The organism is Duganella qianjiadongensis, from assembly GCF_009857915.1.
Classification (GTDB): domain Bacteria; phylum Pseudomonadota; class Gammaproteobacteria; order Burkholderiales; family Burkholderiaceae_D; genus Rugamonas; species Rugamonas qianjiadongensis.
Genome location: NZ_WWCM01000001.1, coordinates 13,748 through 27,098, shown reverse-complemented (window position 1 = coordinate 27,098; position 13,351 = coordinate 13,748). Strand labels below are relative to the sequence as shown.

Here is a 13,351-nt window from a genome sequence, read left to right as displayed (position 1 = left end):
AGTATGCAAAATCCATGAAATCCAGCCATCCATACTCGCTTTTGCAAATTCTGCCTTATCTGGGCAAATGGACGCTTATCGCCGGACTCGTTGCGCTGGCCAGCGGCACTGCTTCCGCACTGTTTCTGTGGGCGCTGGACTGGGCGACGGCAAGCCGCACTACCCATTACTGGCTGATCTGGCTGCTGCCACTGGCCGGCTGGGTGGTAAGCTGGGTGTATCTGAAGGTGGGTACGCAGGTTGAAGCAGGTAACAATCTGCTGATCGACGAGATACACGATCCGCGCAAAGTAGTGCCGCTGCGGATGGCGCCGCTGGTGCTGTTGGCAACAGTGATTTCCCATCTGTTCGGCGCCTCCGTGGGCCGCGAGGGTACGGCGGTGCAGATGGGCGGCTCGCTGGCCGACCAGCTTACCCATTTGTTCCGCTTGCGCCAGGAGGAGCGGCGCATCGTACTGATGGCCGGTATCAGTGCCGGTTTTGCTTCCGTCTTCGGCACGCCGCTGGCCGGCGCCATTTTTGCGCTGGAAGTGCTGGCCATAGGCCGGCTGCGCTACGACGCGATTTTCCCCTGCATGCTGTCAGCCATCCTGGCCGATCAGATCGGTATGGCGTGGGGCATACACCATAGCCATTATGCGGCGGGAGCGATAGTGGCGCTCGGCCCATGGAGCCTGCTGGCCGTGCTGCTGGCAGGACTGGTGTTCGGCCTGACCGCATGGCTGTTTGCCAGCGCAGTCCACGCGCTTACTGCCTTGCTCAAACGGCTGATTCCCTATGCCCCGCTGCGTGCACTGGCTGGCGGGGTGGTGCTGGTGCTGGCGGTAGCAGCGCTGGGCCAGCGCTACACGGGCCTGGGCATACCCGTGATGCTGGAGGCCTTCGCGCATCCGCTACCGTGGTGGGATAGTGCGGGCAAGCTGGTTTTCACGCTGGTTTCGCTGGGCAGCGGTTATAAAGGCGGCGAAGTAACGCCGCTGTTCTTCATCGGTGCGACGCTGGGCAATGCGCTGGCACCGCTGTTGAATCTGCCGTTTGGTATGCTGGCGGCGCTGGGCTTTGTGGCGGTGTTTGCCGGTGCGGCCAATACGCCGCTAGCCTCGACGGTGATGGCGATCGAACTATTCGGGCCGCAGATCGGCCCGTATGCGGCGCTAGCTTGCGTGATGGCCTATCTTTGCTCCGGCCATCGCGGGATCTACAAGGCGCAGACGGTGGCTGTGCACAAGCACAGGATAGGCCCGCCGGACGGCCAGCCCTGAAGGCACCGGCGGCTTTGCTTATCGCTCAGGGGGCGTATTTTCTAAGAGGGACATTGCATGAATGCGCACGCGCGAACATGGATCTTTGCGGTTCTGCTCGGAATTTCGCAGGTGTCGATGGCGAGTTCCAGCGAGCAGGCGGCGGTCGAGTTGGTACAGCGCCAGCACTTGGGCAACAATTTAAAGATGCTTGGTCTTGCCACCGCACAGAAAACGCAGACCTTTGCGATGATGGGATCCCGGCTCGGTCAGGCCGAAGCACAGGTTCTGGTTTCAAAAGAACTCGATGCCTACCTTGGCCAGTATCAGGGACCATGGAACGCCAATCTGGCGAAGATCTACGCACGGCATTTCACTGCGGAGGAACTGACATCGCTGGTCAACCAAGGGAATGCGTCACCATTCATCGCTAAGCTCATGGAAAAACAAAGTATCATCGGGCGCGAGATGCAGCAATTGTCGACCCCAATATTAACGGACTATGTGAGCGCTGCAATGAATAGCGCCTTCGCAAAGTTCTCGAAGAAGTAGACACTTATTGATGGAGAGCGTACTTGAGGTCTGCACCTGTTAAAACGACGCTGATCGCCGCCTTAAGCGCCGTCTTGGGCTTTCTGGCGCTTTACCTTGTGTATATCAAGCTCGAAAATTTTTCCGCTCCGGTCATGCTGGCTGCAGTCTGTCTCTCAGGCGTAGTCATAGGCGCTGGTCAGGGTTTCTTTCTCGATAGGCGTTGGCACAAGGTCATAGGTAACGGAACGTTTATCGGAATATTTATATTGTGCTTACCTGCCGTTGCTGCGACGTACGGGTTTGCTTTGCTGGTGCTGCCGCTGCTGGTGGCTTATGCATGGCTTGTGCTGGCGTCCGCCCGTTTTGGGGCCAGCCTTCGCAAGTAGCTTGATCTTTCAGACATCCCCCCGCGCGTGACAATTGGAGACCTTCTCGCCTTAGCGCGACTGCTATGCTGGCGATTGTTGCGACTCTTATTTGCAATGGCCTTCTTTCATGGCCGCTGATAAATTCAGACCTTGAACGGCTTACTCAAGAGCAGAGGAAAAAAAGCCGAGCTGGAAGCTGATTGAAGATGGCGTCGGCTGTTGGCGTGGTCATTCTTTACTTGGCCCGCGCAGCCCCGTTGAAGCGGCCTAGTCGGGCTGAGGTCGCTCGGCCGGATTGCCTGAAGAGGCCAGCTAATTACTGCCCGATTGCCTGATACAGGAGATATTGCGTATGAAATTCGACTGGCATGTTGGAGAAATATCGCGTGCCACGGAAATTGACCACAATTACCGTAACACGCAAAACGTCAGGCGCTTCCTCGTCCGTGAGTGCGGTGCCGCGTTCAGATTTGACCGCGCATTCATGGCGTGGATACGGAGCGGGCAGGCGAAAAATATGGGTGAGGCTGCGGATCTATGGATCCGCAGCCATACCGGACGTGGTGAGATAGCGCCCTGAATTGCGCAGGCTAACGGCGATCTGCCGTAAATGGCAGCATGCGCTGTAAGACAGTATCTTTCAGTATGTAATGGTGTACCAGTCCTGCTGCAGCATGCAGTCCTGCCAGCACCATTAAGAGATTGGCTGCCCACGCATGCAGTTCTTCCACGTTTCCGCGCAGCGCCTTGTTGGCGGGATCCCAGGCGGGAATCCGGAATAGATTAAAGATATTGTCGCCGCGCACCCATGTGTTTGCTACGCCGAACAACAGCACGGAGATCATGGCCAGATAGAGCAGGTGATGCAAGCCCGTTGCTACCCGCGCCTGCCCGATACTCATGCTGGACGGCGGCGGCAGGTGGCGCGCGCCGGTGCGGCGCCAGTAGAGACGATAGGCGATAGTGGCCAGTAGCACCACTCCCAGTGCGATATGGCTGCTACGCACCCAGACCCGCGGCGCGCCTTTGGGGAACCAGTCTATGGCCTGGCCTATGCACCACAGGGCGAGAACTAACGCAGCGCTAAGCCAGTGCAGGCGTATGGTCAGAGCGTCGTAGCGTATCTGGGGAGGAATGATGCGGTTCATATATGGGCAAGGTTGAGCAGGGCAATACGAAAAGCTCACTGCCTCAGTACGATGACTGTGGCAGTGAGCGTATAGACAAGTAAGCTGAATCTTACCAAGTCGGTAAAGCGGAAGTCAGGCTTTTGTATTGATAATGGTACCAACGGAGCCGGAAACTGCTTTAGCGGGTTCGATTTCGCCAGCTTTGCTGCCATCGTGGTCACCATCAGCGTCCACAGCGACATTCGCAGGGGCGGCAGTATTGACTTGCGCTGCCGGGGTATATTGGGTCGAGGTGCTGCTTCCTATGGCCATGCTCATTTTGAATTCTCCGCGGGTTGAATGTTGATCCTATTCTGATAGCGGCATATTTCTGCAGAACTTTACCTCAGAAAATTAGCTAGCTGAGGACAGGGCATGGGAAGCGGCCCTGAGCGCAGTACGTTTTGCGGACTGGAGATGCTATGCTGAGCAATGATCGTGTCGTCAATACGGAGGATTTCAGTTGAAAAATCAAATAAGGCGGGGTTCCGTTCTGTTTGCCGCAGTTGTTTCGATCGGATTTGTTCCTCCGGTTCGGGCAGAATATGTCGAGCCTAACATCCGGCATGCACAGTACGGCGAGGTCAAGGTGCTTGTGCCCATCACCAGCGACGATCCATCGGTCTGGCTATTCCGTCTGCGTAACGTCGGTAACGGGATTAAGGCTATCAGTGGCCTAGGCGGAAACATGCAGGCGAAAATCGTGCTGTACGGTGCAGGTGTCAAGATGCTGTCGCAACCGGTCGATCCGAAGCTCAAGGAAGCCATCGACGCCGCTCGTGCTGCGGGCGCTCAATTTAATGTCTGCAATGTTACGCTCAAAGGCATGAAGCTCGATTGGCATACGCTTTATGGGCTTCAGGAAGGGGACATTGTTCCTTCCGGATTTGCAGAAGTTGGCTGGCTTGCCACTAACGGCTGGGTTGTGAATCCTGCGAATTAACAGATTTTTCGTCCGATGGCGGGGACTGGAAGCCCCCCCAAGCTATCAAGGAACTTTGAAATGATTGCCGACTATAAATGCGCCAACTTCGGCTTTCACTACCGCAGCATTTCCTGAATTACGAAATTCGACGGTCAAGGTAGGGTTCAGGGTGTTAGCGGCCTAGGAAAATAGCTTCCCTTTAGTGCTTAGAAGTAGTTTCTGGTTGATTCGCTGGCGCCACCACAGGCGGTTGAGCATAGACAACTATAGGAGCTTGCTGTGTGGGCGCAGACTTTGGGGCGGCGTTGTTTAGCACAAAAGTCATGATGGTCACTGAGACAGCGGCAACGCCTATCACTGTTCCAACGATCCATTTTGTCATGTCAGCGAAACCCTTGTGCATATCGGTACGCAATTCAGCAAACTTGGCATCGACCTCAGCGAACTTACCGTCGATCTTGACTTCAACGTTCGCAATACGACCATCCATACGAGTTTCGATGGTTTCAAGTCGAGCATCAAGAAGTTCTTGGGTGATGGAATTCATGGACTCATCATCATTTAGGATTGGGCTACTGTCAACCGGCATAGACTGTTCACGTGTCAGTTTGTTGGCCTCGATTAGTGCTATCTTATGGTCGACAGCTGCTTTTATCTCGCTTGAGATCTGTGTAATGAGCAGCCGAAAGGTTAGCTAAACGGCCTACTAAACGCCGCTACTGCCTGCTGGCGCTAGCTATGGTGACAAGATTCTTGCGCTGGTCCGTGACTATCTGCCTGCGCTTTGGGATGCACGCTGCGTTACGTGGCACCATGGCATCATGAGGTGGCAGGGGCTCTAGTACTAACTTAGCTGACGAGCAGGGAAGCCCTGTATATTTTCAGGAATGGCGGATCGAGTTAATTGGCATGGCAGCTGAAAACAGTAGCCTAAAGGCGCCATTCGAGTCTTGGAACAAGAGGAATGAATAACTGCGTTTTGCGGAACTTATACAGAATTGCGGAGCTCTGGAAGATTTTCTTGCTATGCCATAATGGGCATGTAACCCTCATGTACGCTAATGGTGCTCCGAGCCGGAATCGAACCGGCACGCCTCGCGGCGGCAGATTTTAAGTCTGCAGTGTCTACCAATTTCACCATCGGAGCAACATAGCCCGGCATTATGCCATGAAGCCTGAATAACTGCCATAGCGACAACTGTATAAGCCCTTCAACTGCATCAATGAGCAAACTCTCTGCGCCCGATAGCGCTGACTACCTCAGTGTGGCCGAACTGCTTGCCGAGGCCGATAGCCTGCTGATTACGGCCGGCGCAGGCATGTCTATCGATTCGGGCCTGCCGGACTTTCGCGGCGAACATGGTTTCTGGCGCGCCTATCCCGCGCTGGGACGTCATGGCCTGAGCTTCTACGAGATTGCCAGCCCGCGCGCGTTCCGCGAGAGGCCAGAGCTGGCGTGGGGTTTTTACGGACATCGCTTGCAACTGTACCGCAAGACAGTGCCGCATCAGGGGTACGCGATTCTTCGGGAACTCACCGCCAGCCTGCCACTGGGCGGCTTTGTTTTTACCAGCAATGTGGACGGACATTTCCAGTCCGCCGGCTTCGATCCGGCGCGGGTAGCCGAATGCCATGGCACTATCCATATGCTGCAGTGTCTCGATGGCTGTGGCCATGCCCCGTGGTCGGCACAGCACTTTCATCCCCTGGTGGATAAGGAGAGCTGCCAGCTGCAGTCCGAATTGCCGCGCTGCCCGGCGTGTGGCGCGCTGGCTCGGCCTAACATCCTGATGTTCAGCGATGGTGGCTGGGATGGCGCTGCTGTCGGGCGGCAGGTAGACAGGTTGGAGCGCTGGCTGGGCAGGGGGCGCAGGAGCGTGGTGCTGGAAATAGGTGCGGGTACGGCTATTCCCACCGTCAGGCGCTTCGGTGAAGAGATGGGTGTTCCGCTGGTTAGGCTAAACCCGGATGAGGCGGAGGTGGTCCGGCGTAGCGATATCGGGCTCGCCGCGCCTGCGCTGCGCGGGCTGCAGCAGATCCGCGCCGCGCTTGCTACTTTGCTACGCTGATTCCTGCTGAGCCACTGAGCGTGGCGCTGGCAGGTCTGTGCTTTAGCCCAGCAGCATGAAGCCCAGACTGCCTATCCAGATGAAGGCGCTGCCAAGAAAAGCCTTGTTGCCCCATGAGTATCCGCGTACTTCGCCTTGCCACGCCGCTAGCGCATAGATCAGCGCCAGTATGATCCCCATGGCTGCATTGACGGGGCTGGAGAAATCCCAGACTTTTTTAACGATGAGCGTGCTGATCGCGGCTAGCGCAAGGAGGGCCCGCATCCAGATTGCCAGAGGAAAAGTTTGCATAAGTGGGGCGCAGCGCGCATGGTAATGGGTCGACGCATTATAAACGTGGCGCTTGCCCCTGTCTGTCTAACTTGCTGAGTTGTTATCCACCGCTGACCGGTGCTGCAACCCGTCCAGCAATCTGATCCTGATCAAGTTTTGCAATCTGTCGGTGCTTATTTCTGCTAGTCCGCAGCGCAGAGCCCAGTACTTTGCGACTGTGTGGGGGCGACCACAGTGAGCCGCAGGCGCGGCTTCTATGCTGGCACCTCCTATCCAACGTTAGCGGAGGTTATATGAAACAGCAGAAACAGGACGCACTGGCCATGCTTAAGGCTGATCACCAGCAAGTGCTGGCGCTATTTAAGGATTACGAGGCGCTGAGCGACCGCTCCAAAGTGAGTAAACAGCGTCTGGCTGGGAAAATCTGTACGGAGTTGCGCGTGCATGCAGAGCTCGAAGAACGGCTGTTCTATCCGGCCGTGCGCGCTCAGGTAGACGATGATGATCTGATGGATGAAGCGCTGGTGGAGCATGCCGCGGCCAAGGATCTGATCGCGCAGATCGAAGAGCTGGACCCGGAGGATGACCTCTACGATGCTCGCGTCAAGGTCTTGTCCGAGCAGATCCAGCATCATGTCGAGGAGGAAGAGGGGCCGATGTTTGCCAAAGTACGCAAGGCCGGTATCGATCTGCTGGCTTTGGGCACCCAGATGGCCGAGTTAAAGCAGCAGCTAACCGGCAAGTCCTGAGGATTAGGAATGCCATCCTGACTTGCGTATTTCAATATATTATGAGATATAATATTTTATGGTATAGCGATACGGAGGATATATGAGTGGCATGCCGGAGTACAAAGAACTGACCAAACAAGTATCGGGCAAAATGCGCGACCTGCGCCAGTCCCAGCCTGATCTGATGACCGCCTTCAGCCAGCTGGCCGCAGCCGGTACCAAGGAAGGTGCGCTCGATAAGAAAACCCGTGAACTGGTGGCGCTGGGGATAGCAATTGCCTGCCGTTGCGATGATTGCATCGGTTTCCATGTGCAGGCTCTCGTCAAGCTAGGTACTACCCGTGCCGAACTGGAAGAGGTGCTGGGCACGGCCGTGTACATGGGGGGTGGCCCATCGATGATGTATGCCACCCATGCCCTGAAGGCTTACGAGGAGTTTGCGGCTTGATCTAGATCAGTCTAGTCGCTTTGGGGAGTACCCTGCGGCTCGGCTGTGCCGCCGCGGGTGATTTTTTTCCATCCCTGCTGGCGGTTGTACAGGTAGCGATCTTTGCCGTCCTGGAAAAATGCCAGAGCATAGCCATCGGGAACGCGAGCATTGAGAGCGTCATCGCTGCACGGATAGTCCTTGATCAGGACGCCTTGTTCAGGACATGAACGTCGGTTTTCACCCTGCAGATACACCACGGTGATGCTTTCCATGCTCAAGCTTCTCCTAACCCTATTCCGTTTGCACAGGCAAGAATATACGCTGACCTGACAGGGCCATGGCACTATGTTGCAGAAAGAAGTAAATTGTGTCCAAGACAAGCAACACGATGCTTGCTAGATGCAAAGTAAAACGCCGGTTTTTCACATGCTGCAGCATCGCCGGACGTTTAAGCACAGTCTGCGGCTTGGGTTGTTAGGTGTTGTACCGTCGGCTACATAAGTAGGCCGATATTCACTACAGGAGCTTGAAAATGAAAAAGAATGAAGGTTCGCTGGACCGCGCGCTGCGCGTGGTGGCCGGGCTAGCGCTGGTCGGTCTGGCCGCCAGCGGAAACATCGGCGTCTGGGGCTATATCGGTGTGGTGCCGCTGCTGACCGGAGCGCTCGGCTATTGCCCGCTGTACACCATATTGGGCTTTAACACTTGTCCGCTGGAACGCGAATAAGCTGCAACAGGGCTGGCGCAGGCCAGTGCTGCGCTACCGACAAGGGCATGTACTGCAGCAGCGGTACATGCCCTTGCTGCTTTGCGGAATCAGGCTTCCGCGCTTAGTTCGGGCTGATAGGCAGCAGGCTCTGCTGTCACATTGCGCAATTGCTGCACGCAGCGCGCCTGCAGGTAGTCGCGCAGTTCGCCGGGGTGCACGGTGCGCCCGAAAAACACCGTGCCTTGGGGCAGGATGCCCCGCTCGGCCAGCGTCGCAGCGTCTTGTTCGGACAGGATGACGATGTGCATGGTCCACAGTTTGGGGTCACCCACCAGCGTGTTGAGCATGACGCTACCGTTGATGTGGTTATCTTCCAGATCAACCAGCAATATATCCGGCTGGTGCCGTGCCAGTTCCAGCATGGCCTGATAGATGTTGCTGCAGAATTCCAGCGTAGCGGGCAGGTGCCACTGGCTGTAGCGGCGCTGGAACTGTTCGCGCCGCTCGGTATCGGCTTCTATCATTAACAGGCGCAGGTGGTCGGGTTGGTCCAGTTCCACTAGCTGGTTGCCTGGCTGCGCCTTATAGGCCAGCACCTCTGTCAACGCCAGGCGCCTATGGCCGCCACGGGTTTTCCAGGCGCCGATGGCACCAGCTTCTACCAGCCGCTGTACCGACGAGACCGAAATTCCCAGTATGCTGGCCGCGCGTTGCGTGGTGCACACCGCGCTGGCCTGACTCGTGTTTTTCATTTGCAACGTTCCCCATACAGCAGATTTAAACCAATTCTATCAATAAACAGCACATTTGTCAGAAAATCGTTATAATTGTTTTTATCGGTTTATTTGGAATGATCGGCTGCGTCGCGTTCAGCGCCGCTGCCAGCTCAGGGGAGTAGCGCCATGAATGTACTGATCGTTGACGATAACAAGCTCAATCTCGAACTGTTCTGTCACATGCTGAGCATGCTGGACACGGCGGTGGCCCGTCCCATGGCCGATCCGGTGGCCGCGCTGGCCTGGTGCGAGGCCAACACGCCTGACTTGGTGTTGCTCGATTACATGATGCCGGAACTTGACGGACTGGAATTTCTGCGCCGCTTCCGCGCGCTGCCGGGCAAACAGGAGGTGCCGGTGGTGATGGTTACGGCCGATACGGAAGTGGCCGTGCGGCACGAAGCCTTGCGCCTGAGTGCGAATGATTTCCTGACCAAGCCGGTCAATCATGCCGAACTGAATGCACGCGTCGGCAATCTGCTGGCTTTGCGGCGCGCACAGCTGCAGCTGGCCGAACGGGCCGACTGGCTGACCCACGCCGTGCGCAAGGCGACGGCCGATGTGGTAGCGCGCGAGCACGAGGCGATCTGCCGGCTGTCGCGCGCCGCCGAATACCGTGATCCCGAAACCGGCGGCCACCTGCTGCGCATGGCCGCCTATGCGCGCCTCACGGCCGAAAATCTGGGACTGAACGAAGCCCGCTGTGATCTGATCCGCGATGCAGCGCCCATGCATGACATAGGCAAAGTCGGCATCCCCGATACCATACTGCTCAAGCCGGGGCCGCTGACGGCGGAAGAAATCGAAATCATGCAGCGTCATACCGAGATCGGCGCCAGCATTCTGGCCGGCAGTGAATCGCCGCTGCTGCAGGTGGGCGCCATCATTGCCCAGAGCCACCACGAACGCTATGACGGCAGCGGCTATCCGCGTGGGCTGGCGGGCGATGCAATTCCCCTGTATGGCCGCATCGTGGCCGTTGCCGACGTGTTCGATGCACTGACTTCGACGCGTCCCTACAAGGCGGGCTGGGAAATGCAGCGCGCCATCGAATATATGCGCGATGGCTCGGGTAGCCAGTTCGACCCGCTGTGCGTCGCTGCGCTGCTAGCGGATGTGGATGCTTTGCTGGCTGTCCAGCATGCCTATCAGGCGCATGAACTTGCCGATATCGGGAGCCACGTATGAATGCACAACGCTATCTGGGGCTGGCGGCCGATGCCCGGCCGCATACCCTGCTAGACCACGTATTGCTGCGCCAGCAGTTGAAGAACGATGCGGAACTGAGCCGCGCCTTGCAGCTGGCGCCGTCCAGCCTGAGCAAGATACGCCATGGCCGCACCGGCGTTAGCGCCGAGCTGATGCTGCGCGTGCACGAAGTGTTCGAGATTCCCATTGCCGAACTCAAGCGGCTGGACGCGATACACCAGCAGTATCTGCAGCGCCACCCGCAGGGGGCCTGAGGCAGGGCGCCTGTATCTAATCGGCCATGAAGCGGCCGCAGTCGACGATGCCCCAGGTTGCTTCTTCTTCGCTCGATAGAATGGCTTCCGGTATGCCGGGCAGCGACAGGTCTATCGTCTCCGGTGGCAGATAGACCATAGACTTGAGGGAGTAGATGACCCGTACGATGGGCGCCAGCAGGGATTTGCGGTTGTCCAGCACTACCGCCAGCCGTTCGCTCTTGAGCCGCACCAGCGTGCCGATAGGGTAGATGCCGATGCAGCGGACAAACGCACCGAACAGCGCAGCATCGAACTGGCCTTCCTTGGTCCACTCCGTCATGCGCGCCAGCGAGGTCACGGGCGACCAGCCCTGTTTGTAGGGGCGATTGGAAGTAATGGCGTCATACACATCGCAGATGGCGCCCATCCGCGCCTGCAGGCTGATCTGGTCGCCGGGCAGGGCATCGGGATAGCCCTTGCCGTCGATGCGCTCATGGTGGTGCAGGCAGACATCGCGCGCTACGTCGGGCACATTGGCGGTCTGTGCCAGCAGATCGAAGCCGGCACGGGGATGGCCCTGGATGGTGCTGTATTCGCTTTCGGTCAGGCGGCCCGGCTTGTTGAGGATTTCTACCGGAATCGCCATCTTGCCCACATCATGCAGCAGTCCGGCCAGCCCGCAATCGCGCACCTCGTGGTCGGGCAGCTCCAGCTGGCGTGCCAGCGCCACCATCATGGCGCATACGGCCACCGAGTGCATATAGGTGTAGTCGTCGATCTTTTTCAGCCGCACCAGACTGATCAGCGCGCCCGGATTGCGCAGCACGGAAGCGGCGATTTCGTCCGCCAGCGTGACTGCCGTGCCGGTGTCGATCAGCTTGCCCATGCGCGCGTCATTGAACATTTCGTCGACTGCCTCGCGCGAGATCTTGACGATGCGCTTGGCGCGCTTGAGTTCATCGCTGGTGCTGGTCGGCGCTTCCACCTTGAAGCGGAAATCGGGCGCGGTGCCCTGTACACTGAGGGGCGCGTCGGCGCGGGGAGCGGCTGCGGCGGTAGTTGTAGCGGGTTCTGCCGCTGCAGCGGCAGCGGCATCCGGTGCGGCGACATCGAGGCCGCGCGTCGTGTCGATCCAGACTTCGCGCGCGGTACTGCCTTGCAGCTTTTTCAGGTCGCTCGCCGTCTTGAGCGCGAACGATGCAGTCCAGAACGGGTTATCCAGCCAGGTGCCGCAGACCTTGTGCACATACATACCGACTTGCGCCTGATTGACGGTGATCTTTTTAAACATGTAAGCGGGCTGCTACGATGGGTTAATGGGTGCTGAAAAAGTCCAGCTGCTCCGGCTCAAACAGGGTGTAGCTGGCGTCGCGCGTGCTGATCACGCGGAATGGCTGGCCGGCCACGCGGATGGCACGGGGCAGGGTGGCACTCAAGGCCGGCAGCAGGGTTTCCACGGCATCGACCAGCAGGCCGAGCATGCGCTGGTCATGACAGATCACCAGCATACGTGTGGGACGGGTGCCCAGCGCATGTAGCGGCAACGTCTGGCCACGCCATGTAATGCTACCATCTGCGCTCTCATCAGGGCCAGCGGCGAGCGAAAAATCGGCCGGCAGCAAGCATACCTGTTGCACCAGCTGGATAGGGATGGCGAGCCGGATGCCGGCCCGGCAGACCAGATAGGCTTCGCGTGAACGCTGCTGCGCATGGTCGCTGTTCAGCTGGCGGGCAGTGGTGGCCGTGCGCGGAATCAGGTTCAGCAGCGCTGCCGCGTCGAGCAGTCGGATAGGGCTGGCTTGATCCTCGACAATCAGACCGGCGTAGAGCAGGCCATCGTCAGCGCCGCTCAGCTGGTCCTGACGGAAGCGCCGCAGCGTAATTGCGGCATCGATGGGCAGGCCCAGAAAGCCCTGCTGCTCGCCCACTACCGCCAGCATGGCGGCGCGCGACTGGCGGGCGCCCAGCCCTGCAGGATCGAGCAGGTAGACGTGCTGGCCGCGCCACTCGGCGACGCCGCGCAGCGGGCCGCCCCAGAGAAAAGGCGTGCTCATTTCCGGGCACGGGGTCACTTCATGGATCAGAGAAGCGGGCAGTGCATAACGTTGACCTTCCAGCTCGAAGATGCCCATGGGCGGCAACAGGCGCGGCTCCTCGCTGGCGCTACGCTGCAGCAGCTGCTGCTGCAACTCGGCTGCCTCCATGACACTCTGCAATTGGCGGTTGAGCTCGGCCGCATCCAGCAGGTGCAGGGTGGCGCCATCATCGAAGGTGACGCTGTGCAGCAGGGCGATGCCGGCATGGGGACGGGCCGAGGCCAGCGTGTCTGCCGGCAGCTCGCGCATGCCGCCGAGCTGGTCGACCCGCAGGGCCAGCCTTATGCCGGCCTGTTCAAGTATCACATGATAGCCGCCGGCGGTCGGCGCTGCCGTCATGTCTCCCGTGTCTGCCGCCAGCCAGTGCTCCAGATTGACCGCAGGCAAAGGTTGTTCGTCCAGCGTCAGGCTGCCGCTGAGCAGCGGCGTGCTAGTGCTGAGGGGATCGGGCTGGGCATACGGCCGCGCATGTTGAATCAGCGCCGCATCTACCCCGAAGTGCCAGCTACCGAGCTGCATCAGGGCAAAGATGCCCGGCGTGGCGGCCGGATACAGCGCAGCCTGTGCCGTAGACGGGGCGGACAT

19 protein-coding genes and 1 tRNA gene are annotated in these 13,351 nt (G+C 58.5%); 11 read left to right on the top strand and 9 right to left on the bottom strand.

Features of this window, described 5'->3' with window-relative positions; all coding sequences use genetic code 11:
* Positions 1-14: 14 nt before the first annotated feature.
* From GTP27_RS00170 to GTP27_RS00155, 4 genes are all read left to right on the top strand, one after another.
* Positions 15-1,262 carry a voltage-gated chloride channel family protein gene (locus GTP27_RS00170; RefSeq protein ID WP_161037185.1) on the top strand — a complete coding sequence of 416 codons (1,248 nt, stop codon included), beginning with the start codon at positions 15-17 and terminating at the stop codon, positions 1,260-1,262.
* 57 nt (positions 1,263-1,319) lie between these two features.
* A complete protein-coding gene (locus tag GTP27_RS00165) occupies positions 1,320-1,793 on the top strand; it encodes a DUF2059 domain-containing protein (RefSeq protein ID WP_161037184.1) in 474 nt (157 codons plus the stop codon).
* A gap of 23 nt (positions 1,794-1,816) precedes the next feature.
* On the top strand, positions 1,817-2,161 hold the full coding sequence (locus GTP27_RS00160) for a hypothetical protein (protein WP_161037183.1): 345 nt from the start codon (positions 1,817-1,819) through the stop codon (positions 2,159-2,161).
* Positions 2,162-2,495: 334 nt separating this feature from the next.
* Positions 2,496-2,723 (top strand): DUF6434 domain-containing protein, encoded by a 228-nt coding sequence (locus GTP27_RS00155; RefSeq protein WP_161037182.1) that lies wholly within the window; start codon positions 2,496-2,498, stop codon positions 2,721-2,723.
* A gap of 10 nt (positions 2,724-2,733) precedes the next feature.
* Here GTP27_RS00155 and GTP27_RS00150 read toward each other — a convergent pair whose 3' ends face one another.
* Both GTP27_RS00150 and GTP27_RS00145 read right to left on the bottom strand, forming a co-directional pair.
* Positions 2,734-3,291 (bottom strand): cytochrome b, encoded by a 558-nt coding sequence (locus tag GTP27_RS00150; RefSeq protein ID WP_161037181.1) that lies wholly within the window; start codon positions 3,289-3,291, stop codon positions 2,734-2,736.
* Positions 3,292-3,405: 114 nt separating this feature from the next.
* On the bottom strand, positions 3,406-3,591 hold the full coding sequence (locus GTP27_RS00145) for a hypothetical protein (RefSeq protein WP_161037180.1): 186 nt from the start codon (positions 3,589-3,591) through the stop codon (positions 3,406-3,408).
* Positions 3,592-3,775: 184 nt separating this feature from the next.
* Between GTP27_RS00145 and GTP27_RS00140 the strand changes: the two genes are divergently transcribed.
* Positions 3,776-4,255 (top strand): DsrE family protein, encoded by a 480-nt coding sequence (locus GTP27_RS00140; RefSeq protein ID WP_161037179.1) that lies wholly within the window; start codon positions 3,776-3,778, stop codon positions 4,253-4,255.
* 181 nt (positions 4,256-4,436) lie between these two features.
* On the opposite strand, the gene GTP27_RS00135 is transcribed toward GTP27_RS00140, so the two are convergent.
* Together GTP27_RS00135 and GTP27_RS00130 are read right to left on the bottom strand one after the other, a co-directional pair.
* Positions 4,437-4,784 carry a CCDC90 family protein gene (locus tag GTP27_RS00135; protein WP_161037178.1) on the bottom strand — a complete coding sequence of 116 codons (348 nt, stop codon included), beginning with the start codon at positions 4,782-4,784 and terminating at the stop codon, positions 4,437-4,439.
* 515 nt (positions 4,785-5,299) lie between these two features.
* A tRNA-Leu gene (locus tag GTP27_RS00130) sits at positions 5,300-5,384 on the bottom strand.
* A gap of 76 nt (positions 5,385-5,460) precedes the next feature.
* On the opposite strand from GTP27_RS00130, the gene GTP27_RS00125 reads away from it, so the two are divergent.
* Entirely contained in the window at positions 5,461-6,306 is an 846-nt protein-coding gene (locus tag GTP27_RS00125) for an SIR2 family NAD-dependent protein deacylase (protein ID WP_161037177.1), read from the top strand.
* A 42-nt stretch (positions 6,307-6,348) separates the two neighbouring features.
* On the opposite strand, the gene GTP27_RS00120 is transcribed toward GTP27_RS00125, so the two are convergent.
* On the bottom strand, positions 6,349-6,570 hold the full coding sequence (locus GTP27_RS00120) for a hypothetical protein (protein ID WP_161037176.1): 222 nt from the start codon (positions 6,568-6,570) through the stop codon (positions 6,349-6,351).
* Between the two features lie 302 nt (positions 6,571-6,872).
* Between GTP27_RS00120 and GTP27_RS00115 the strand changes: the two genes are divergently transcribed.
* Both GTP27_RS00115 and GTP27_RS00110 read left to right on the top strand, forming a co-directional pair.
* The gene (locus GTP27_RS00115) at positions 6,873-7,328 is read left to right on the top strand and encodes a hemerythrin domain-containing protein (protein WP_161037175.1); all 456 of its coding nucleotides are present in this window, start codon (positions 6,873-6,875) and stop codon (positions 7,326-7,328) included.
* An 82-nt stretch (positions 7,329-7,410) separates the two neighbouring features.
* Positions 7,411-7,758 (top strand): carboxymuconolactone decarboxylase family protein, encoded by a 348-nt coding sequence (locus GTP27_RS00110; RefSeq protein WP_161037174.1) that lies wholly within the window; start codon positions 7,411-7,413, stop codon positions 7,756-7,758.
* Positions 7,759-7,769: 11 nt separating this feature from the next.
* On the opposite strand, the gene GTP27_RS00105 is transcribed toward GTP27_RS00110, so the two are convergent.
* Complete coding sequence (locus GTP27_RS00105) at positions 7,770-8,012, bottom strand: hypothetical protein (protein WP_161037173.1); 243 nt, start codon at positions 8,010-8,012, stop codon at positions 7,770-7,772.
* A 260-nt stretch (positions 8,013-8,272) separates the two neighbouring features.
* Between GTP27_RS00105 and GTP27_RS00100 the strand changes: the two genes are divergently transcribed.
* Positions 8,273-8,467 carry a YgaP family membrane protein gene (locus GTP27_RS00100; RefSeq protein ID WP_161037172.1) on the top strand — a complete coding sequence of 65 codons (195 nt, stop codon included), beginning with the start codon at positions 8,273-8,275 and terminating at the stop codon, positions 8,465-8,467.
* 89 nt (positions 8,468-8,556) lie between these two features.
* Here the strand turns inward: GTP27_RS00100 and GTP27_RS00095 are convergent, their stop codons facing one another.
* Positions 8,557-9,201, bottom strand: a complete 645-nt coding sequence (locus GTP27_RS00095; RefSeq protein WP_161037171.1) for a helix-turn-helix domain-containing protein — start codon at positions 9,199-9,201, stop codon at positions 8,557-8,559.
* Positions 9,202-9,351: 150 nt separating this feature from the next.
* Between GTP27_RS00095 and GTP27_RS00090 the strand changes: the two genes are divergently transcribed.
* Positions 9,352-10,413: an HD domain-containing phosphohydrolase gene (locus GTP27_RS00090; protein WP_161037170.1), complete on the top strand. Its 1,062-nt coding sequence runs from the start codon at positions 9,352-9,354 to the stop codon at positions 10,411-10,413.
* Positions 10,410-10,688, top strand: coding sequence for a helix-turn-helix domain-containing protein (locus GTP27_RS00085; protein ID WP_161037169.1), 279 nt, complete (start codon positions 10,410-10,412; stop codon positions 10,686-10,688). Before GTP27_RS00090 ends, GTP27_RS00085 begins: the two co-directional genes overlap by 4 nt.
* Before the next feature lie 16 nt (positions 10,689-10,704).
* On the opposite strand, the gene GTP27_RS00080 is transcribed toward GTP27_RS00085, so the two are convergent.
* Positions 10,705-11,961: a cyclic di-GMP phosphodiesterase gene (locus tag GTP27_RS00080; RefSeq protein WP_161037168.1), complete on the bottom strand. Its 1,257-nt coding sequence runs from the start codon at positions 11,959-11,961 to the stop codon at positions 10,705-10,707.
* Positions 11,962-11,983: 22 nt separating this feature from the next.
* Positions 11,984-13,351: a chemotaxis protein CheW gene (locus tag GTP27_RS00075; RefSeq protein ID WP_161037167.1), complete on the bottom strand. Its 1,368-nt coding sequence runs from the start codon at positions 13,349-13,351 to the stop codon at positions 11,984-11,986.